Source organism: Pseudomonas sp. Marseille-Q7302 (assembly GCF_965111925.1).
This window is the reverse complement of the sequence record NZ_CBCOPK010000001.1, coordinates 3,724,581-3,744,619: the sequence shown is the minus strand read 5'-3', so window position 1 is coordinate 3,744,619 and position 20,039 is coordinate 3,724,581. Positions and strand designations below refer to the sequence as shown.

Sequence of the window (20,039 nt, the reverse complement as noted above, 5' to 3'; positions counted from 1 at the left end):
TGTGATGGTCTGGTGACTGAAAGGTTACAAGAGGATATTTACCCCCAGCCGAGCTGTAACAGTTTGTAACCTTCTGTTTTGTCATGAATTTGTAGCTTTTCGCCGCCTAGGATGCCGCCCTCTCTAGCGCGCAAGGCAGACATCGGATGGGCAACTGGGCACGACGCCAGGTCTTGGGTTGGCTCGCGGCGGGTGCCACGGCGCCGCTGCTGGGCGGCTGTGCCCAGGGCTTTTCCAGCCGCCCGGTGGATGCCGATCTGCAACTGCTCTATGTCGCCGATACCCTGGATGCCCGCGAGCCCGGCTGGCCGGTGGTGCCCCGGGTCCGCCTGGGACCGGCTGGCCGCATCGGTGCCGCGCCCTGGCGCACCGGTGCCGATGCGGCGCGTCTTGCGCCTGGGCTCGCGCCCCTGCTCGATGCCAGTCGTGGCGACGGCCAGCGCTACGGTGGCTATGCCGCCCTGGCCGCCCAGTTGGCTCACCTGCGTGCTCGCCAGGGCGCGACCCGCAGCCTGACCCTGGAGAACGGCCAGTGCTGGAACGGCAGCGGCCTGACGCAACTGACCCGCGGTGAGGCTGGAGTCGATGGCAGCCAGTTGCTGGGCAGCGAGGCCCGGGTCAGCAGTGACGAGCGTCTGCTCTGGCCCAAGCGCAGCGCCGCCCTCTATCGCCGCTACGGTCGTCCGGTACTGGGCGCCACCCTCACCGAGGAACAGCGCAGCGCCCTGGGCGTCGCTCCTTTCACCCTGACCGAGCGCGACGGCGTGCGCATCGCCGTGGTCGGGGTGACCGATCCCTATGCCAGCGACCAGCAGGCGCCCCTGGCCGACTGGTATGCCCGGCTGCGCCCGGTGCTGGCCGAGGCACGCGGTCAGGCCGATCTGCTGGTAGTGCTGGCCGATGTCGGCACTGGCCCGGGGCTGTGGCTGGCCGAGCGCCTGGAGGAGGCCGACCTGCTGCTGTGCGCCCGCGGCCAGGATCTCTGGCCGGAGCTGATTCCGGTGATGCGCGGCAGTGGTCGTCCGCTGCCGGTTTGCCTGCCGGGCACCCGAGGCGTCGGTATCTTCGAGATCCGCTGCCGGGGCGGTCGCGATGGCTGGCGCCTGGACGCCGTCTTTCATCCGGTGCAGGCCGAGCGCGTGCTCGACCGCACCCTGCTGGAAAACTACCAACGGCAGCTGGCGGTGGCCCGGGCGCCCCACGCGGGCTGGCTCGACCAGCGCCTGGCGCGCGCGCCGGTGGATCTCTGGCGCCGTGACCTGCTCGGCGGCAGCTGGGACGCCCTGATCGCTGCGGCCCTGGGGGGCAGCGAGGCTCAGCCGGTGCTGCTGCCTGGCTTGAGATACGACCTGCCGCTGCGGCGGGGCGACTGGATCACCCGTGAACACCTGATCGCCCTCTGTGGTGGCCATGACGCCACGGTGCTGGAGTTGCCTACCACGGCCGATGGCCTGCGCACGCTCCTGGAAGAGGCTGCCGACAACCGCTTCGGCGAGCCTCTGCTACTGGACAACAGCCAGGACCTGCCGCGGTTGGTAGGTGCTCCGTGGAGCTGTCGCTATGGCGCCCCCCGTGGCCAGCGTATCCCGCCCCTGCAGGTGCCCCTGGGCGCCGCCTTCACCTGTCGCACCTTTGCCCTGGGACCTGACCTCGGCACTGGCGAGGCGCTCTGGCAACGCCTGGAAGCCTATCTGCGCGCCCGGCCCGCCGACTGGGGCCTGGCGCCGTTGCCGGTGCCCCGACTGGAGTTCATCGAAGGCCATCCGGGCTGGCATCCGCTGGCCGCCCTGCGTCGGCGGCAGGAGCTCGCGGCTGGATGATGAGGCTGCTGATCCATCCCCTGGTCCTGCGCCTGCTGACCCTGCTCTGGCTGGGCATTGCCGCCTGGCTGGCCGCGCGAGTAGCGAGCGACCTACGCCTGCTCTGGTTGCCGACGCCCGCGCCCAGCGTCCAAAGCGAGCCGTTATCCGCCACGGATCTGCTGGCCAGCCACTGGCGCACCGCCAGCCAGGCGGCGCCCAGCACCCTGCCGATCCAGTGGGTCGGGGCGATCAAGGCGGTGCCCATCGACGGCTCCGTGGTGGTCCTGCGCCATGGCGATCGCCAGCGGTCCCTGGTCCTGGGCGACAGCCTGGTGCCCGGCCTGGTACTGACCGCCATCGACGCCCAGGGTCTGGTCTTCAGCCGCGCTGGCCGCGAAGAGCGGTTGCCCTGGCCGGCGCCGCGTGAGCTGGTGGGCCTCGCGGCCAGCGGTACGGCCAAGCCGACAGCCGTCAAGGCGCCGCCCACGCCGGTGGCGGAGGAGGGCGATCTCGCCAGCCTGCTGCGCCGCATTCGCGCCACCCCGGTCCGCGAGCATGGCGAGTTGACCGGCTACCGCCTGCAACCCGGGGCCGAGCCGGCCTTCTTCAGCGGCCTCGGACTTGAGCCCGGGGACGTGCTGCGCCGGGTGGATGCCGTCCCCGTGGCCGATACCCAAGCGCTGCTGCAACGCCTGCCGCACTGGCGCGCTACCGGCGCCCTGACCTTGGAACTGGAACGTCAGGGTCACGCCCTGGCCCTACCCGTGAGACTGTCCCTGTGAAGAAACGCAGCTATTGCGGCCTGCTCCTCGCCTTCTGGCTGCTCGGTGCCCAGGCCGAACAACGCTTCGAGGTCAATTTCGAGAACACCGAGATCGATCTGTTCATCGAGAGCGTGGGACGCATCACCGGCACCAACTTCGTCATCGACCCGCGGGTGCGTGGCACCCTGACGGTGCGCAGCGCCCAGCCCCTGGCCGCCGACGACGTCTATGCCCTGGCCCTGGCCCAGTTGCGCGCCAATGGCTATGCCGCGGTGGAGCTGGACGATGGCAGCGTGAAGATCCTGCCGGACCAGGCGGCCCGGACCGAGCCGCTGCCGGTGGAGGTGGACGACGGCGCCCCGGCCAAGCCCGGCGCCGGGGATACCGTGGCCACCCGGGTATTCGCCGTGCGCGGTGGCAATCTCGAACAGCTGCTGGGCATCGTCCGCCCGCTGATGGACGCCCGGGTCGGGGTGGCCACGCCCTATCCCGCCAGCAACCTGCTGGTAGTGACCGACTGGCGCAGCAACCTCAGCCGCATCGGCCAGCTGCTGGCGCGGCTGGATCGCGGTCGCGACGAACCGGTGGAAATGATCACCCTGCGCCATGCCCAGGCGCGCGACACCGCGCCGCTGGTGGAGCGCCTGCTGGCCAGCCGCGGCCAGGCTGGTGGCGGGGTCCAGGTGCTGGCCGACGCCCGCAGCAATGCCCTCATGGTGCGTGGCGACGAAAGCGTGCGTCGCCAGGTGCGCCGACTGGTGGCCGAGCTGGACGTCTCCCGCGACGCGGCCAGCGATACCGAGGTGGTCTATCTGCACCATGCCAAGGCTGGCGAGGTGGTCAAGGTGCTGCGTGGGCTCAGCGGCGAGGTCACCCAGGACGCGCGGGTGGAGATTCCCGTGGCAGCAGCGCCCATGGTTAATACCACCCCTGCTGAAAGTGATGGGGAGGGGGAGGCTCCTCCTGCCAAGGGCGGTGGTGGGGCGTTGGCGCCCGGCGCGCCTGGCATTCGCCTGGAAGCAGACATGGGTACCAACTCCATCGTGCTGATCGGCCCGCCGCGAGAGCTGGCCGCCTACAAGCGCATAATCAGCCAGTTGGACATCCGCCGTGCCCAGGTGGTAGTGGAGGCGATCATCGCCGAGATCACCGACACCAAGGCCAACCAGCTCGGCGTCCAGTGGCTGTTCCTCGATCGCAACGGCAACCTGCCGGCAGGCGGCGTCAACTTCACCAACGGCACGCCCATCAACGGTATCGCCGCCGCCGCGGCCAACCAGGACACCAGTGCCCTGGGCAGTCTGCTCTCGGGCATGCAGGGCATCTCCGCCGGCGTCGGTCGCATCGGTGGCAGCGGGCTGAACTTCGTCACCCTGTTGCAGGCCATGCGCAGCGAGAGCGGCTTCAACCTGCTGTCGACACCGACCTTGCTGACCCTGGACAACGCCGAGGCCTCCATCATGGTTGGCCAGGAGGTGCCCTTCGTCACCGGCTCGGTCACCAGTAACAACGCCAATCCCTACCAGACCATCGAGCGTCGCGAAGTAGGGGTGAAGCTGCGGCTCAAGCCGCAGATCAACGAGGGCGACACCGTGCGCATGGAGATCGTCCAGGAGGTCTCGTCGCTGGCCAACAACGTGCGTGCCAGCGACGTGGTCACCAACAAGCGCGAGATCAAGACCACGGTAATGGTGGAGGATAATGGCCTCATCGTCCTCGGCGGCCTGATCAGCAACGAGGGCAACGACAGCGACCAGCGCGTACCGCTGCTGGGCGACGTGCCGGTGCTGGGCAATCTCTTCAAGTCGCGTACCCGCTCCAGCACCAAGCAGAATCTGGTGGTGTTCATCCGTCCGCGCATCCTCCGGGATCCGGCGCTGGTGCAGCAGATCAGCGAGGACAAGTACCGCGGCATGCGTGCCGCCGCCCCAGCCGCGGCCTTGCCGGCCACGCCGCCGGGTACGCGCGGCGCGCCCACCCTGCAGAGTCTCTATCCCTCGGCGCGGGCGCGCCTGGACGGCCTCTGATGACGCCGACGCTGCCCTATCGCCTGGCCCGCCAGGCCGGCATCGCCCTGGCCGCCGTACCCGACGGCTATCGGCTGCTGTGCCGCCTGGATGCGGACCTGGCGTTGCTGCAGGAGGTGCAGCGTCGCCACGGTCCCCCGCAAGGCTGCGAATGGCTCCCGCGCGAGGTCTTCGAGCAGCGCCTGGGCCCGCTCTATGAAGCCGGGCAGGCCAGCACCGAGGCACTGGTGGAAGGCCTCGGCGAGACCGTCGACCTGGCTGGGCTGATGGAGGAATTGCCCCGGGTCGAGGACCTGCTCGACAGCGCTGGCGAGGCGCCGGTGATCCGCCTGATCAACGCCCTGTTCGCCGAGGCGCTGCGCCTGGACGCTTCCGACCTGCACGTGGAAACCTTCGAGCAGGCGCTGGTGGTGCGGGTACGGGTGGATGGGGTGCTGCGCGAGCTGCTGCGCCCGCCGCGGGCGCTGTCGGCCATGCTGGTGTCGCGGATCAAGGTCATGGCGCGGCTGGACATCGCCGAGAAGCGCCAGCCCCAGGACGGCCGCATCACCCTGAGAGCCAGCGGGCGGGATGTCGACATCCGCGTCTCGACCCTGCCCGGCGTCCATGGCGAGCGGGTGGTCATGCGGATCCTCGACAAGCAGGCCAGCCTGCTGGAGCTCTCGCGCCTCGGCCTGCCACCGGCCATCGATGCCGGCTTGCGCGGTGCCCTGGCCCAGCCCAATGGCATCCTCCTAGTTACCGGCCCCACCGGGTCGGGCAAGACCACCACCCTCTATGCCAGCCTCGGGCTGCTCAACGAGGGCAGCCGCAGCATCCTCACCGTGGAAGATCCGGTGGAGTACGCCTTGCCCGGCATCGGCCAGACGCCGGTCAACCCGCGCGCCGGCCTGACCTTCGCCAGTGGCCTGAGGGCCATCCTGCGCCAGGATCCGGACGTCATCATGATCGGCGAGATCCGCGACGTGGAGACCGCCGGCATCGCCGTGCAGGCCAGTCTCACCGGCCACCTGGTACTCTCCACCCTGCATACCAACAGCGCCCTGGGGGCCATCACCCGGCTGCGCGACATGGGCGTGGAGCCCTTCCTGCTGGCGTCGAGCCTCAAGGGCGTGCTGGCCCAACGGCTGGTACGACGGCTGTGCAGCTGCGCGGCCTGGCGTCCGGTGCGGGCGGCCGAACAGACGCTGCTGCCAGGGCTGGCCGGGCTCGAACGGCTGCGCGAGCCCCAGGGGTGCCCAAGCTGCAATGGCAGCGGCTATCGCGGTCGCCTGGGTCTCTACGAATTCGTCGCCCTGGACGCCGAACTGGCCGAGCTCATCTATCGCGGCGCCGGGGAGGGCGAGATGGCCCGGCTGCTGGAGGGCCGCCGCGCCAGCCTGGCCGAGAGCGCCCTGGAGCGCCTGGCGGCGGGCGAGACTAGCCTCGCGGAGGTACTGCGTGCGGTGCACCAGTAGTACCAGCGGCGGAGCGTTGCGCTGATGCCGGCCTACCGCTACCTGGCGCTGGACGGCGAGGGGCGTCGCCAGCGCGATGTCATCCAGGCCGAGAGCGAGCGCCATGCCCGCCAGCTGCTGCGCGAGCGCGGCCTCTTTCCCCGCACCTTGCAGGCGGCGGGTCCGGCGCGGGGCGCGCGCAGCCGCGCCGGACGACTGGATGCCAACAGCCGCACCGACTTCACCCGCCAGCTGGCGACCCTGGTGGGCGCCGCCATTCCCCTGGCCGACGCCCTGCAGATGCTGGAGCGCCAGAGTCGCCAGGCGGCGCTCAAGGCGCTGCTGCTGGATCTGCTGGGCCAGGTGCGCGAGGGCTATACCCTGGCCGACAGCCTGGGGCGCCATCCGGGCACCTTCGACCCGCTGTACCTGACCCTGGTGGCCGCTGGCGAACGGGCCGGACGCCTGGGTCCGGTGCTGGAACGCCTGGCCGACTATCTCGAACGGGTGCAGCGCCAGCGCCACAAGGCGCGCACCGCGCTCATCTATCCGCTGGCGTTGGCCCTGGTGTCGGTCGCCGTGGTGGCGGGGCTGATGACCTTCGTGGTGCCCAAGCTCACCGAGCAATTCATCCACAGCGGCCTGCAACTGCCCTGGATCACCCGCGCCCTGGTGGCCGTCAGTGACGGCCTGCTGATCTTCGGGCCCTGGTTGCTGGGCCTGCTATTGCTGGCCGGCTTAGGTCTGCAGCGCCTGTTGCGCCAGGTTGAGTGGCGGCGACGCTGGCATCGCCAGCTGCTGCGTCTGCCACGCCTGGGCGAGTTGCTGCGCACTCTCGACAGCGCCCGCCTGACCCGCAGCCTGGCGATCCTGGTCGGCAGCGGCATCCCGGTGCTCGAAGGTCTGCAGGTCAGCCGCGCCACCTTGGGCAATCAGGTCCTGCGCGATGCCCTGGAAGCGGCCATCGAACAGGTCACCTCCGGTACCGGCCTCGGCCGGGCCCTGGACCGTAGCGGCGTCTTTCCCCCCTTGCTGGTGAACATGGTTGCCAGCGGCGAGGCCAGCGGCACCCTCGACGCCATGCTCGAGCGGGTCGCCGATGCCCAGGAGCGGGATTTCAACCAACAGGTGGACCTGGCCCTGGCGCTGTTCGAGCCGGTACTGATCCTCGTGCTCGGCGGGGTGGTACTGGCCATCGTGCTCGCCATCCTGCTGCCCATCATGCAGCTCAACCAGGCGCTCAACCTCTGATGCGCCCCAAGGAGACTTTCGCGATGCCTTCCCATGCCGTAGCCGCCCGCCAGGCCGGTTTCACCCTCATCGAGATCATGGTGGTGATCTTCATCATCGGCCTGCTGGTGGCCATCGTCGCGCCCAATGTGCTGGACAACCAGGACAAGGCCATGCAGCAGAAGGCCCGCGCCGATCTCGCCAGCCTGGAGCAGGCGCTGGACATGTACCGCCTGGACAACCTGCGCTATCCCACTTCCGAGCAGGGCCTCGCCGCCCTGGTGAGCAAGCCGACCCAGGCCCCCGAGCCGCGCAACTACCGCGCCGACGGCTATATCCGCCGCCTGCCGGAGGACCCCTGGGGCGCCGCCTACCGCTACCGCATTCCGGGCGAACACGGCCGGGTGGACCTCTATACCCTCGGCGCCGACGGCCGTGAAGGCGGCGAGGGCAGCGATGCCGACATCGGCAACTGGACGCTCTGAACCCCTATGTCGGCGCGCCAGGACGGCTTTACCCTGCTGGAGCTGATGGTCGTGCTGCTGATCGTCGGCCTGCTGACCGCGGTGGGCGTGGCGCGCCTCGGCGGTGGCAGTCCGGCCGGACAGTGGCGGCTGGAAAGCCTGGCGAGCGATTTCCAGCTGGCGCGGGACAGCGCCCGCCGCAGCGGACGCATCCTCGGCTGGCAGGCCGACGCCGCCGGCTTTCGCTATCTGCAGCTGGTGGGTGACGCCCGTGGCCCACGCTGGCAGCCCCTGGCCAGCGCCGATCTGCCTGACGGGCACTGGCCGGCGGGATTGCACCTGGCCGAACCGGCCAGCGCTCAGCCGCGCCTGATCTGGTGGCCGAACGGCGATACCCATGCTCAGCGCCTCGCCTTCGCCGAAGAGGAACGGCAGTGGCTGCTGGTGGTGGACGCGCACGGCCGCGCCTCGGTGGAACGGCCATGAGGCAGACCGGATTCACCCTGCTGGAGGTGCTGGTGGCCCTGGCCATCGTCGCCTTCATGGCCGTGGGTGTCAGCCAGGTGATCGGTCAGCGGCTGGACATCGCCGGCGTCGCCCAATCCCGCGAACTGGCCCAGCTCTGCGCCCGCGAGCTCAATGCCCGCTGGCAGGTGGAAGGCTTGGCCGCGGGGCAGGGCGAATTGAGCCAGGGCGGCGACCGCTGCTACTGGCGTCTTGAAGCCGCCGGCGGAGCCCTGGGTGCGCAGCGACTCTCGCTCTATGCCGATGCCGCCTTTAGTCGCGCGCTGGGCGACTGGCCGCTCTATGCCGGAGCCCGCCCATGAGCCGCCAGCAGGGCATGACCCTGATCGAGGTGCTCCTGGCCATGGCGCTCACGGCGCTGCTCGCCGTGCTGCTCGGTAGCCTGGTCAATCTCTGGCTCGATGCGCGTGGCCGGCTGGCCGCCCGGGAGTCGACCAACGCGCGGGTGCTGGACATCTGCGGCCTGCTGGATCGGCGCCTGGCCGGACTGGTCTGGCGACCGCTGCAGGAACAGCGCCGGCCGCTGCACAACGCCGTGCTGGACTGGCACCCCGCCGAGAACCGACTGGACTGGGTCGCCCTGGATGCCTTGCCGGTGGGCGCGGACCAGGGGGCCGGGCGCTTGCGCCGCCAGCGTCTGGAGTGGAACGCCAGCACCGACCGCTTGCGGCTGAGCCGTAGCGCCGAGCTGGACGCGGTGGATGCTCCCGCCTGGCAGCAGGTCCTCGATCAGCCAGGCGTCGAGCGCCTGAATTTGGAATTCCATGGCGGCGGGCGCTGGCTCGCCTATCCGCCGTTGGCCGAACCCGCCAACGGGGTGCGGCTGACCTTCACCCTCCAGGGCGCCGGCTATGTCTGCACCTTCGCCCTGCCTCAGACCGGTTGACGCCATGCACGCCTCTCCACTGTTCGGGCGCCTCCTGCCCCTGATCCGCCGCGACTTCAGCCCGGCTCGTACCGGCAACCGCCTGCTGCTGCGCACGCGTCATCCCGGCCCGCCCGGCCCGGACAATCCGGTAATGGCCGCGCATCTGCAGGATGACCAGCTCCAGGCCATGGCCGTGCTGCCGGCGGCGGCCCAGCCGGTCACCCTGCTGCTGCACGGCGAAGAGTGCAGCCTGTTCGATGTGGCCGCGCCCAAGGGACTGCGCCCGCACGAGTGGGGGCTGCTGCTGGAAGATCAGTTGCTGGAGGATGCCAGCGGCCAGCACCTGGTATGCCTGGGTCGCGCGCCCGGACGGCTGCGCCTGCTGGCCCTGGACCGGGCGCTGCTGGACGCCTGGCGCGAACACTGCGCCGCCGTTGGCTGGTCAGTGGCCGCCTGCTGGGTCGACTTCCAGTTCCTGCCCGATCCATCGGCCGGGGGTGGGATCGGCCTGCGCCTGGACGACAGCCTGAGATTCAAGACCCGCACCGATGACCGCGAGGTCTGGCTGACCTGGCCAGCCGCGCTCGAAGGCAATCTGCCGCCGGCCCTGGCGGCCCTGATCGACGCGGGACCCGCGGCGTCCGCTGAGCGGCTCTGGCCCGATGCGGTCGCCGGCTCGGCGCCCCAGGACCTCTGGCCGCGACAGGGCCAGTGCCGTCGCCGGCCGTCCCTGGGGCTGCCCCGACCCCTGCTGCTGGGCATGGCCGCGGCGGCCGGGCTGGCGCTGCTGCATCTGGGCGTGCAACAGGTCCAGCACGGGCGCCTGGCGCGGCTCGACCGGGACGTTGTCGCCCAGCGCCTGGGCCTGGCCAGTGACCGCCTCGATGCCGGTCGCGCCGAGCGCGAACTCCAGCTGGCCAGCCGGGCCCAGCGGCAGCTGGAAGGGCAGTGGCGCCTCTGGCAGCGCCTCAGCGGTCCGCTGGGCGCTGCGCTCGGCGCCCAGCCCGGCTGGCGGCTGGTGGAATGGGCGCTGGACGAGCAGGGCATCCGCGTGGTGCTGGACGGCCCCGCCAGCCTGGACAAGGCCCTGCGCACCCGGCTCGGCCAGGAATTCGATACCCTGCAGTGGCAGCGTCAGGCCGGGCGCCTGACCCTGCGCCTGGCTAGCCCCGTGGAGAAGCGACCATGAGCACCATCCTTCAGCACTGGCAGCGCCTGCCCGCCGAGCGCCAGCGGCTGGCCCTTGGCGGGCTGGTCATCCTGGTGCTGGCCGCCATCCTGCTGTTGCGCGCCACCCCGGGTAGCCGCCTAGCCACCACCGATTGGGTTCGCCTCGCCGAAGAGGCCCGGGCGCTGCCCGTCGCCCAGCCGCTGCAGGAGGCCGACTGGCGCGGGGCGGTCGACGGCGTGACCTTCAGCGCCCTGACCCTGGCCGAGCCGGTCTGGCAGGTGCGTGGCGAGGCGCTCGACGTGGGCGCCGTGGAACGGTTGCAGGTCTGGGCGCGGGCGCGGGGTTGGCTACCCCGGACCCTGAGAATTCGCAGCCAGCCGACGGGCGTGGCCTTCGAACTGGAAGTCCTGGCGGTACTGGTGGAGCGTGCGCCATGACTCGCTGGCTCGTGCGCCTGGCGTTCACCCTGTTCGCCTGCCTGATCTTCGTCCTGGGCTGCCTGCTCTACTGGCCGGCCGCGGACTGGCTGCCGCGCCTGCTGCCGCCCCAGGTCACGCCGGTCGGCTTGCAGGGCTCCCTGCTCGGCGGCGGCATGCAGCGCCTCGCCTGGTCGGGTGGTGGTGCCGGGCCCTGGCAGTGGCACCTGCGCTGGCCGGGCAAGCTGCAGGTCACGGTAGGCGAGCCCGAGGGCGCGCCCTGGGGAATGAACCTGAGTGGCTGGCCCTGGCAGTGGCAGGCCGATCTCGCCGGCGGCGATCTGCGCTGGCTGCAGGCCCCGGGCAGCGCCCTGCTGGCCGGCCGGCTGACGGGCGAGGTACGGCTGGCAGGCAGCTGGCGCCGGTGCCAGGCCGCCAGTGGCAGCTGGCAAGGCGATGCCTTGCAGGTCCTGGTGCCCCGCCGCCTGGCCCTGGGTGAGGCCCGGTTGCAGGTGGATTGCCAGACGGCGCCCTGGCTGCAGGGCGTCTTCGAACGCGGGGCCCAGCATCAGCTGGAGATCCGCCTGAGCCTGGCCAACTGGCGGGGGCAGGTGCAGGGTACGGCGCAGCCCGGCAGCGAGATCGCCCCGGTGCTGCAGAGCATCGGCTGGCTCAAGGCCGGCCAGACCCAGGTCATGGGACGTTTCTGACCTCCGAGCGCCGTTCAGGCGACCCGGAGGCCCTGGGCGGCCCCAACTTGGCCAGGTGCAGCAAACCTTCTTCCCACTGCCGATGCCCGGAGCGGGTATTGATATGGCCCGCGCCCGGCAGGATGTCCAGGTCGCTGCCCCAGTCGCGTGCCAGGGCTTCGGCCCGGGCGAGGCTGATGGCGTGGTCGTTGTCCGAGGTCACCATCCGTGTCGGGAAGGGCAGTGGTTGGCGCGGTAGCGGCGCGAACCCCACCAGTTCCACCGGGCAACCGGGTCGCTCCACATCGGCCGGAGCGACCAGCAAGGCGGCGAGTACCCGCTGCCGTCGGGCCACCGGGGCGCTGGCGGCCCAGCGCGCGACGGTCACGCAGCCCAGGCTATGGGCGATCACCACCACCGGGGTGCTGGCTTGCCCTATGGCCCGGTCGAGCGCCGCTACCCACCGCTGCGGGTCGGGGCGCTGCCAGTTCTCCTGCTCGACGCGGCGGGCGTCAGGCAGCAGGCGCTGCCAGTGGGTCTGCCAATGGTCGGGACCGGAGCCCTGCCAGCCGGGCAGGATGAGATAGCGGGTCATGGCGGATCTCCGCGGACAAAAGGGGAGAGCCGATAGTGACGGCGGATGTTCTGGAGGAGAAAGAATAAAAGGCGCTTTGGTTATGCCGATGGATTCAGGGGCAGGGTGTGATCGCGGCCATGGGCCGCTCCTACCGGTAGCACCGCGTAGGAGGGGCAGTATCGGTGGACCGCCATGGCCGCGAAACACCGTAGGTTGGGCTGAGACGGCTCTACCGTCGAAGCCCAACACTGCCGGTATCAAGGCCTCCGCTCCGTCGGGCTTCGCTGGCGCTCAACCCAACCTGCCAAGGCCCTTGGCTGGACTACTCGTTCCGCCCCAGGCGTTCCACTTCCTGCAGCCAGCGCAGCCGCTGCTCCTCGTCGGCCGCCCGCACCGGCGAATACTCGTGCACCTGCAGCACCTGGATGCCGCAGGCTTCGAGGCCTTCCTGGATGACCTGGCGATGGGGCGCCTGGTTGCGCAGGCGCTGCCAGGGGGAAGGCGGGGTATCGGAAGTGACCAGCAGTTCGGCGCTGCGCCCGGTCAGCAGGGGTTCGCCGCCCCAGGTCTGGTCGCGCTGGGCGAAGGCGAAGCCCGGCTGCAGCACCCGTTCGAGAAAGCCCGCCAATACCGCTGGCAGGCCGTTCCACCACACCGGGTAGATGAACACCAGGTGCTCGGCCCAGTGGATCTGCCGCTGAGCTTCCAGCAGATCCGGCTCCAGGGTCTGAGAGAGGTCATAGCCTTCGCGCAGCACCGGGTCGAACTGGGCATCGGCCAGCTTGAGCTGACGCACCACCTGGCCGCTGGCCTGGGCGCCCTGGACATAGGCGTCGGCCAGCGACTGGCAGAAGCTGGTGCTCTTGGGATTGCCCTGGATGACCAGCAGGCGCCGGCCATCCCCCTCCAGCGGCGTGGCGCCGCGGGCCTCAGCCACGGCCACCGGCTTCCAGCATGGTCTCCGGGCGTACCCACTGATCGAACTGCTCGTCGGTCAGGTAGCCAAGCTCCAGCGCGGCAGCGCGCAGGGTCTTGTTCTCGGCATAGGCCTTCTTGGCGATCTCGGCAGCCTTGTCGTAGCCAATGTGCGGATTGAGCGCCGTCACCAGCATCAACCCCTGCTCCAGGTGCTCGGCCATCTTGTGCTCATCCGGCTCCATGCCGGTGACGCAATGGGTGTTGAAGTTGCGGCTGCCATCGGCCAGCAGGCGGATGGATTCCAGGACGTTATGGGCGATCACCGGCTTGTAGACATTGAGCTGCAGATGACCCTGGCTGGCGGCGAAACCGACGGTGACGTCGTTGCCGATCACCTGGCAGGCCAGCATCGACAGCGCCTCGCACTGGGTCGGGTTGACCTTGCCCGGCATGATGGAACTGCCCGGTTCGTTGGCCGGCAGCCTGACCTCGGCGAAGCCCGCGCGCGGACCGGAGCCCAGCAGGCGCAGGTCGTTGGCGATCTTCATCAGCGCCACGGCCAGGGTCTTGAGGCCGCCGTGCAGGGCTACCAGCGGTTCATGGCCGGCGAGGGCGGCGAACTTGTTCGGTGCGGTGACGAAGGGGAGGCCGGTGAGTTCGGCGATTTCCTTGGCGATGGCTTCGTCGAAGCCCTTGGGCGCATTCAGGCCGGTGCCGACCGCGGTACCCCCCTGGGCCAGTTCCATGACCGCCGGCAGGGCGTTGCGGATGGCGCGCTCGGCCAGGTCCAGCTGGGCGACGAAGGCCGACAGTTCCTGGCCGAAGGTCACCGGGGTGGCATCCATCATGTGAGTGCGACCGGTCTTGACCAGGTTCTGGTAGCGTGCCGACTGCAGCGCCAATCCGCCGGACAGCTCGGCGATGGCCGGCAGCAGGTCGTTCTGGACCGCCAGGGCAGTGGCGATGTGCATGGCGGTGGGGAAGCAGTCGTTGGAGCTCTGGCCGCGGTTGACGTGGTCGTTGGGATGGACCGGCTGCTTGCCGCCCATGCCATTGCCGGCCAGCTCGTTGCTGCGGCCGGCGATGACCTCGTTGACGTTCATGTTGCTCTGGGTGCCGCTGCCGGTCTGCCAGACCACCAGGGGAAACTGGTCGTCATGGAAGCCATCGAGGATCTCGCTGCTGGCCTTTTCGATGAGGGTGGCGACATCTTCCGGCAATTCGCCAAGGCGCAGATTGACCCGGGCGGCGGCCTTCTTCACCGTCGCCAGGGCATGCACCACCGCCAGCGGCATCTGCTGGTTGCCGATGGCGAAGTTCTCCAGCGACCTTTGGGTCTGGGCGCCCCAGTAGACGTCGTCGGCCACTTCGATGGGGCCGATGCTATCGGTTTCGGTACGGCTCATGGCGGTCTCCGCTTAGGAATGTGTGGGTCCAGCTAAGTTGGGCAGCAGCTTAGCGCCAGGGTTCCCAAATGGGAAGTATTCTCAATTGTGCGAGGTGTCGTGGGCAGTTCAGCTGGCATTCAGCCCATCTCTGCCAGACTTCCCGTCCATTTTTCGCATCCCCAAGGACGCCCATGAAAAAGACTCTCCGTACGCTCGGTGCCCTCGTCCTGCTGTCCAGCGCGAGTGGTCTGGCCCTGGCCGACGCCAAAAGCCACGCAGCCGACGCAGAGCGCTTTCTCAAGCTGGCCAACGCCGACAAGCTGACCACCCCGGTCTATGCCCAGGTACAGCAGCTCTTCGCCCAGCATTTCGAGCAGGCCAAGGCGCCGGCTAAGAAGGCCGTGCTGGAAAGCTATACCGCTCGCGCCAATCAGGCGCTGGACAGCACCATCGGCTGGGAAAAGATCAAGCCCGAGATGGTCAAGCTGTACACCGACAACTTCACCGAAGACGAGCTGGAAGGCCTGATCAAGTTCTACCAGTCGGATCTGGGCAAGAAGATGATCGCCACGCTGCCGCGCCTGTCGGCCCAATCCGCGCAGATGACCCAGGCCAAGCTGGAGCAGGCGGTGCCCAAGGTCAATGGCATCCTCGCCGAGATGGACAAGGAGCTGGGCGTCAAGCCGCCGGCCGGGGCCGGCAACGCTACCCCGCCCGCCAAGCGCTGATTCAGCCATGCCGCAAAGCCCGGACCCGTTCCGGGCTTTGTCGTTTCCGGGCGGTGCCCAGGCTCGCTAGAATGACGGTTCTCACAGTCGAGGTATCCCCATGAGCATGCGCGAACGTATCCAGTCCAGCCTGGGCCTGTTGCAACCCGAGTACCTGGAGGTGCAGGACGAAAGCCACATGCACAGTCGCGGCCAGGAGACCCACTACAAGGCGGTGGTGGTCAGCGAACACTTCGCCGGCCTCAACTCGGTGAAGCGCCACCAGAAGGTCTACGGCACCCTGGGCGAGCTCATGGGCCAGTTCCATGCGCTGGCGCTGCACACCTATACCCCGGAGGAGTGGGCGGCCCGGGGTCAGGCGCCGGATTCGCCCACCTGCCGTGGCGGCAGCAAGCACGACCTGGCGGGTTGATTTCAGGGCGCCATTGTTCGGTGCCCTGCTAATTGGTTAAAATTTGACCGGCGCCGGCATCCTTGCCGGCGTTTTCGTCTAACCGGTCCGCCCTTTGCGAGGGCGACCTCTGGGAACCCGAAGATGACCGACAAGATTGTCGTGGCGGCCTTGTACAAGTTCGTCACCCTGGACGACTACGTCCAATTGCGTGAACCCCTGCTGCAGACCCTGCTGGTGAACGACGTCAAGGGCACCCTGTTGCTGGCCGAGGAAGGCATCAACGGCACCGTCTCCGGCAGCCGTGAAGGCATCGACGCCGTGCTCGCCTGGCTGCGCGCCGATGCGCGTCTGGTCGACATCGACCACAAGGAATCCTACTGCGCCGAGCAGCCCTTCTATCGCACCAAGGTCAAGCTGAAAAAGGAGATCGTCACCCTGGGCGTGCCCGGCGTCGATCCCAACCAGCGCGTGGGCACCTATGTCGAACCCCAGGACTGGAACGCCCTGGTCGACGATCCCGAGGTACTGGTGATCGACACCCGCAACGACTACGAGGTGGACATCGGCAGCTTCAGGGGCGCCATCGACCCCAAGACCAAGAGTTTCCGCGATTTCCCGGCCTATATCCGCGAGCACTTCGATCCGGCCCGGCACAAGAAGGTCGCCATGTTTTGCACTGGTGGCATCCGCTGCGAGAAGGCCTCCAGCTTCATGCTGCAGGAGGGCTTTCCCGAGGTCTTCCACCTCAAGGGCGGTATCCTCAAGTACCTCGAAGAAGTCCCGGCGGCCGAGTCGCGTTGGGAGGGCGAGTGCTTCGTCTTCGACAACCGCGTGACCGTGACCCACGAGCTGGCCGAAGGGGTCTACGACCAGTGCCACGCCTGTCGCCATCCGGTTTCGCCCGAGGACATGCAGTCGCCGCACTACAGCCCCGGCATCAGTTGCCCGCACTGCTGGGATTCGCTTTCGGAAAAGACCCGTGCCGGTGCCCGCGAGCGGCAAAAGCAGATCGAACTGGCCCGCCTGCGTAACGAACCCCATCCCATCGGCCGCGATCCGCGGTTGAACGCCACGCCCAGCTTAGAGGAGGTCTAGGATGCCCGGTCGCCTGCTCTATGTGATGGATCCCATGTGTTCCTGGTGCTGGGGCTTCGCCCCGGTGGTGGAGCGCCTGGCCGAGCGGGCGGCCGCCCAGGGCATCTCCCTGCGCCTGGTGGTCGGCGGTCTGCGTCGCGAGCGGGCGGCCCAGGACACCGCCAGCCGGGTGCGCACCCTGGCCTACTGGCAGGCGGTACAGGAGACCACCGGCCAGCCCTTCGCTCTGGACCAGGGCCCGCCGGAAGGCCTGGTGTACGACACCGAGCCGGCGTGCCGCGCTCTGGTCGCCGCCCGCCAGCTTGATGAAGACGCGGTCTGGCCGCTGGCCAAGCGCATCCAGCAGGCCTTCTATGTCGAGGCTCGCGACGTCACCCAGCCGGCGCTGCTAGTGGAGCTGGCCGAGGCCTGTGGCCTGCCGCGCATCGAGTTCGCTCCGTTGTTCGATGGCGAACCCGCGCACCAGGCCACTCAGGCGGATTTCGACTGGGCCCTGAATCTGGGTATCGCCGGCTTCCCGACCCTGCTGGCCGAGCGTGCGGGCCAACTGGCTCTGATCACCAACGGCTACCAGCCGCTGGACGAGCTGGAGCCGTTGCTGGACGCCTGGCTGATCCGCGGCGCGCACCCAGCGTGAGCCTGGTCATCGATGAGCGCCTGACGCTGCCGGAGCAGGAAGTCCAGCTCGTGGCGGTACGTGCCCAGGGCGCGGGCGGCCAGAACGTCAACAAGGTCTCCAGCGCCGTCCACCTGAGATTCGACATCCAGGCCTCTTCGCTGCCGGAAGCGCTCAAGGAGCGCCTGCTGGGTCTGCGCGACCAGCGCATCAGTCGCGAGGGCGTGGTGGTGATCAAGGCACAGCAGTACCGCACCCAGGAACAGAACCGGGCCGACGCCCTGGAACGCCTGGCCGCGCTGATCGCTGCGGCCAACGTTCCGGAAAAGCCACGTCGCCCGACGAAGCCCACCTACGGTTCCAAGCAGCGCCGCCTGGAGGGCAAGTCCCGCCGCAGCGGCGTCAAGGCCAATCGCGGGCGGGTGGATTTCTAGGGTGTGGTCGATCCGGCTTTAACGCACCACGATCAGCGCGCTGCCAGCGGTCTCCAGCATGTTGCGGGTGTTGCTGCCCATGAAGAAGTGGCGCAGGCGGGAGTGGCCGAAGGCGCCCATCACCACCAGCTCCAGGCCGTGCTGCTTGCGATAGCGCTCCAGGCCCAGTTCCACGTCGCCATCGGTGATGGCGGTGATGACCTGACGGCCCTGGGCCTGGAGTTCGTCGGCGGCGCGGGTGAGGGCGGCGCGGCGCTCTTCGCGGTCGCGGCCGACGGTTACCAGGTGGCAGACGAGGCCATCGAACAGGCTGCAGTTGGCCACCCAGGTCACCGCCTTGCGGGCGCTGCTGCTGTCGTCATAGGCCAGCAGCACGCCGCTGGGTTTGACGAACAGGTGGCCGGCCACCAGCAGGGGGCGATGCAGGAGGCGGATGGCGCTTTCCAGATGGCGGCCGATCAGTCGCTTGGGTGGACTGTCCTCGCCCTGGCGACCCAGCACGATGAGGTCGAAGTCTTCCTGCAGACTCTCCAGCGAAGTCATCAGATCGCCATGCTGCAATACGGCGCCAGCGCAACGCGCCCGCTGCTCTTCCACCCGCAGCTGGGCGGCGTCGAGCAATAACCGGCCTTGATCTTCCGCCAGATCGCCGCGCCGGACGTCGAGGGCCGCAAGGTCGGTGAGCAGCTGCTCGCGGTTGCCCAGCAGGGGCGCCGGAACGCCGTTGCCGGGGCGGGGAAAGCGACGCTGATCCAGGACGTGGAGCAGGGTGATCGGGACGTCCAGGGCGATCCCGGCCCAGGCGGCGAAGTCGCAGACGGCGGCGCTCACGGCGGAGCCGTCGAGGCAGGCGAGGATCTTGGACATGGCCGCGGGTCTCCGAAAGCAGGACATTGCTGGGAGAGACCCGAAGGCGCCGTCAGGGGTTCAATCGCCGAGGGCGAGGTCGTCCGTCACGCCGCCACGACGCAGCAGCTGCTTGCAGCGAGCGGACAGGTGCAATACGCGCACCCGCTTGCCGGCCTTGGCATAGCGCTCGTGCAGGGTGCGCAGTGCCGCCACGGCGGAGTAATCGACGAAGCTCAGGTGGCTGCAGTCCACCACCACCTTGGGCGGATCGCCGGCAGGATCGAACTGGTTGAGAAAGGTGGCGGTGGAGGCGAAGAACAGGGTCCCGTGCACCTGGTACTTCTTGCTGCCATCGGCTTCCAGATGGCTGTCGGCATAGAGGCGTCGGGCGTGCTGCCAGGCGAAGTTGAGCGCGGCCAGGACGATGCCGCAGAGCACCGCGGTGGCGAGGTCGGCGAACACCGTGATCACGGTGACGGCGATGATCATCAGGGTGTCGCTGCGCGGCACCCGGTGCAGTACGCGCAACGAGGCCCAGGCAAAGGTCTGCTGGGCGACCACGAACATGGTGCCGACCAGCGCCGCCAGCGGAATGCGCTCGATCAGCGGCGACAGGAACAGCACGAAGAGCAGCATCAGGATCCCCGCGACCAGACCCGATAGCCTGCCGCGGCCGCCCGAACTCAGGTTGATCATGGTCTGGCCGATCATGGCGCAGCCGCCCATGCCGCCGAACAGGCCGGATGCCATATTGGCCGCGCCGAGGGCTACGCACTCACGATTGGGCAAGCCGCGGCTCTCGGTGATCTCGTCGGTGAGATTCAGCGTCAGCAGGGTTTCCAGGAGACCGACCAGGGCCATCAGCACCGCATAGGGCAGGATGATCTGCAGCGTTTCGAGCGTCCAGGGGATGTCGGGCAGGGCCAGCTGCGGCAACCCGCCGGCGATGTGGGCCATGTCGCCCAGGGTGCGGGTCGGCAGGTCGAGGAAATACACCGCCAGCCCCACGCCAAGGATGGCCGCCAGCGCTGGCGGCACGGCACGGGTCAGGCGCGGCAGGAGCCAGATGATGGCCATGGTCGCCAGGGTCAGGCCGATCATCAGATACAGCGGGGCGCCGCTGAGCCAGGTGTCGCCCTGCTTGAAGTGTTCCAGCTGGGCCAGGGCGATGACGATGGCCAGGCCGTTGACGAAGCCCAGCATGACCGGGTGCGGCACCATGCGGATCAGCTTGCCCAGGCGCAGCAGGCCGAAGGCGATCATCAGCAGGCCGCCCAGCACCACCGTGGCCAGCAGGTACTGCACGCCGTGCTGGACCACCAGGGCGACGATCACCACCGCCATGGAGCCGGCGGCGCCGGAGATCATGCCGGGCCGTCCGCCGAAGAGGGCCGTGAGGGTACAGATGAAGAAGGCGCCATAGAGCCCCATCAGTGGATTGAGATGGGCGACCAGGGCGAACGCGATGCACTCGGGCACCAGCGCGAAGGACGTGGTGAGACCGGCCAGGATGTCGGCGCGGGGAGAAACACTTTTCATGGCGTATCCAGAACAGGCGACGGCACGAGGGGTACGGTCGCGGAGAAACCACAGGGCGGAACGGAAAGGTCACGCGCCGCAGGCGCGGCTACCAGGCAGGATGGTAGCG

At 69.0% G+C, this 20,039-nt stretch carries 22 protein-coding genes; 17 read left to right on the top strand and 5 right to left on the bottom strand.

Annotated features, from left to right (window positions below):
* Nucleotides 1-146 precede the first annotated feature (146 nt).
* Genes ACWPW1_RS17455 through ACWPW1_RS17400 form a run of 12 tightly spaced genes read left to right on the top strand, consistent with a single transcriptional unit; the run spans nucleotide 147 to nucleotide 11,413 of the window.
* Nucleotides 147-1,820 carry a lipoprotein UxpA gene (locus tag ACWPW1_RS17455; RefSeq protein WP_454253546.1) on the top strand — a complete coding sequence of 558 codons (1,674 nt, stop codon included), beginning with the start codon at nucleotides 147-149 and terminating at the stop codon, nucleotides 1,818-1,820.
* Complete coding sequence (locus tag ACWPW1_RS17450; protein ID WP_454253545.1) at nucleotides 1,817-2,584, top strand: hypothetical protein; 768 nt, start codon at nucleotides 1,817-1,819, stop codon at nucleotides 2,582-2,584. The genes ACWPW1_RS17455 and ACWPW1_RS17450 overlap by 4 nt, the downstream gene beginning before the upstream one ends.
* The gene (gene gspD / locus ACWPW1_RS17445) at nucleotides 2,581-4,593 is read left to right on the top strand and encodes a type II secretion system secretin GspD (protein WP_454253544.1); all 2,013 of its coding nucleotides are present in this window, start codon (nucleotides 2,581-2,583) and stop codon (nucleotides 4,591-4,593) included. The genes ACWPW1_RS17450 and gspD overlap by 4 nt, the downstream gene beginning before the upstream one ends.
* Complete coding sequence (locus tag ACWPW1_RS17440) at nucleotides 4,593-6,050, top strand: GspE/PulE family protein (RefSeq protein WP_454253543.1); 1,458 nt, start codon at nucleotides 4,593-4,595, stop codon at nucleotides 6,048-6,050. The genes gspD and ACWPW1_RS17440 overlap by 1 nt, the downstream gene beginning before the upstream one ends.
* 24 nt (nucleotides 6,051-6,074) lie before the next feature.
* Complete coding sequence (gspF, locus tag ACWPW1_RS17435) at nucleotides 6,075-7,280, top strand: type II secretion system inner membrane protein GspF (RefSeq protein WP_454253542.1); 1,206 nt, start codon at nucleotides 6,075-6,077, stop codon at nucleotides 7,278-7,280.
* 23 nt (nucleotides 7,281-7,303) lie between these two features.
* Nucleotides 7,304-7,744, top strand: a complete 441-nt coding sequence (gene gspG, locus ACWPW1_RS17430; RefSeq protein WP_454253541.1) for a type II secretion system major pseudopilin GspG — start codon at nucleotides 7,304-7,306, stop codon at nucleotides 7,742-7,744.
* A 6-nt stretch (nucleotides 7,745-7,750) separates the two neighbouring features.
* The gene (locus ACWPW1_RS17425) at nucleotides 7,751-8,209 is read left to right on the top strand and encodes a GspH/FimT family pseudopilin (protein WP_454253540.1); all 459 of its coding nucleotides are present in this window, start codon (nucleotides 7,751-7,753) and stop codon (nucleotides 8,207-8,209) included.
* On the top strand, nucleotides 8,206-8,550 hold the full coding sequence (locus ACWPW1_RS17420; RefSeq protein WP_271655726.1) for a type II secretion system protein: 345 nt from the start codon (nucleotides 8,206-8,208) through the stop codon (nucleotides 8,548-8,550). Before ACWPW1_RS17425 ends, ACWPW1_RS17420 begins: the two co-directional genes overlap by 4 nt.
* Entirely contained in the window at nucleotides 8,547-9,134 is a 588-nt protein-coding gene (locus ACWPW1_RS17415) for a prepilin-type N-terminal cleavage/methylation domain-containing protein (protein ID WP_059315896.1), read from the top strand. The genes ACWPW1_RS17420 and ACWPW1_RS17415 overlap by 4 nt, the downstream gene beginning before the upstream one ends.
* Before the next feature lie 4 nt (nucleotides 9,135-9,138).
* Entirely contained in the window at nucleotides 9,139-10,305 is a 1,167-nt protein-coding gene (locus ACWPW1_RS17410; RefSeq protein WP_454253539.1) for a hypothetical protein, read from the top strand.
* A complete protein-coding gene (locus tag ACWPW1_RS17405) occupies nucleotides 10,302-10,724 on the top strand; it encodes a hypothetical protein (protein ID WP_454253538.1) in 423 nt (140 codons plus the stop codon). Before ACWPW1_RS17410 ends, ACWPW1_RS17405 begins: the two co-directional genes overlap by 4 nt.
* Nucleotides 10,721-11,413, top strand: coding sequence for a hypothetical protein (locus ACWPW1_RS17400; RefSeq protein ID WP_434774849.1), 693 nt, complete (start codon nucleotides 10,721-10,723; stop codon nucleotides 11,411-11,413). Before ACWPW1_RS17405 ends, ACWPW1_RS17400 begins: the two co-directional genes overlap by 4 nt.
* On the opposite strand, the gene ACWPW1_RS17395 is transcribed toward ACWPW1_RS17400, so the two are convergent.
* From ACWPW1_RS17395 to ACWPW1_RS17385, 3 genes are all read right to left on the bottom strand, one after another.
* Entirely contained in the window at nucleotides 11,397-11,987 is a 591-nt protein-coding gene (locus tag ACWPW1_RS17395; RefSeq protein WP_454253537.1) for an RBBP9/YdeN family alpha/beta hydrolase, read from the bottom strand. The genes ACWPW1_RS17400 and ACWPW1_RS17395 overlap by 17 nt on opposite strands.
* A gap of 304 nt (nucleotides 11,988-12,291) precedes the next feature.
* Nucleotides 12,292-12,912 (bottom strand): NAD(P)H-dependent oxidoreductase, encoded by a 621-nt coding sequence (locus ACWPW1_RS17390; RefSeq protein WP_059315891.1) that lies wholly within the window; start codon nucleotides 12,910-12,912, stop codon nucleotides 12,292-12,294.
* Nucleotides 12,899-14,293 carry a class II fumarate hydratase gene (locus tag ACWPW1_RS17385; RefSeq protein WP_059315890.1) on the bottom strand — a complete coding sequence of 465 codons (1,395 nt, stop codon included), beginning with the start codon at nucleotides 14,291-14,293 and terminating at the stop codon, nucleotides 12,899-12,901. Before ACWPW1_RS17385 ends, ACWPW1_RS17390 begins: the two co-directional genes overlap by 14 nt.
* A 173-nt stretch (nucleotides 14,294-14,466) precedes the next feature.
* Here ACWPW1_RS17385 and ACWPW1_RS17380 point away from each other — a divergent pair, with 173 nt between their 5' ends.
* From ACWPW1_RS17380 to arfB, 5 genes are all read left to right on the top strand, one after another.
* Nucleotides 14,467-15,003 (top strand): DUF2059 domain-containing protein, encoded by a 537-nt coding sequence (locus ACWPW1_RS17380; RefSeq protein WP_059315889.1) that lies wholly within the window; start codon nucleotides 14,467-14,469, stop codon nucleotides 15,001-15,003.
* A gap of 100 nt (nucleotides 15,004-15,103) precedes the next feature.
* The gene (locus ACWPW1_RS17375) at nucleotides 15,104-15,415 is read left to right on the top strand and encodes a BolA family protein (RefSeq protein WP_271655720.1); all 312 of its coding nucleotides are present in this window, start codon (nucleotides 15,104-15,106) and stop codon (nucleotides 15,413-15,415) included.
* A gap of 123 nt (nucleotides 15,416-15,538) precedes the next feature.
* Nucleotides 15,539-16,492 (top strand): oxygen-dependent tRNA uridine(34) hydroxylase TrhO, encoded by a 954-nt coding sequence (gene trhO / locus ACWPW1_RS17370; RefSeq protein WP_323149525.1) that lies wholly within the window; start codon nucleotides 15,539-15,541, stop codon nucleotides 16,490-16,492.
* Between the two features lies 1 nt (nucleotide 16,493).
* A complete protein-coding gene (locus ACWPW1_RS17365) occupies nucleotides 16,494-17,129 on the top strand; it encodes a DsbA family protein (RefSeq protein WP_454253536.1) in 636 nt (211 codons plus the stop codon).
* Nucleotides 17,126-17,542 (top strand): alternative ribosome rescue aminoacyl-tRNA hydrolase ArfB, encoded by a 417-nt coding sequence (arfB, locus tag ACWPW1_RS17360; protein WP_323149527.1) that lies wholly within the window; start codon nucleotides 17,126-17,128, stop codon nucleotides 17,540-17,542. Before ACWPW1_RS17365 ends, arfB begins: the two co-directional genes overlap by 4 nt.
* Before the next feature lie 18 nt (nucleotides 17,543-17,560).
* Here arfB and ACWPW1_RS17355 read toward each other — a convergent pair whose 3' ends face one another.
* Entirely contained in the window at nucleotides 17,561-18,409 is an 849-nt protein-coding gene (locus ACWPW1_RS17355) for a universal stress protein (RefSeq protein ID WP_313649406.1), read from the bottom strand.
* Between the two features lie 60 nt (nucleotides 18,410-18,469).
* Complete coding sequence (locus tag ACWPW1_RS17350) at nucleotides 18,470-19,930, bottom strand: SulP family inorganic anion transporter (protein WP_434774844.1); 1,461 nt, start codon at nucleotides 19,928-19,930, stop codon at nucleotides 18,470-18,472.
* Nucleotides 19,931-20,039 lie beyond the last annotated feature (109 nt).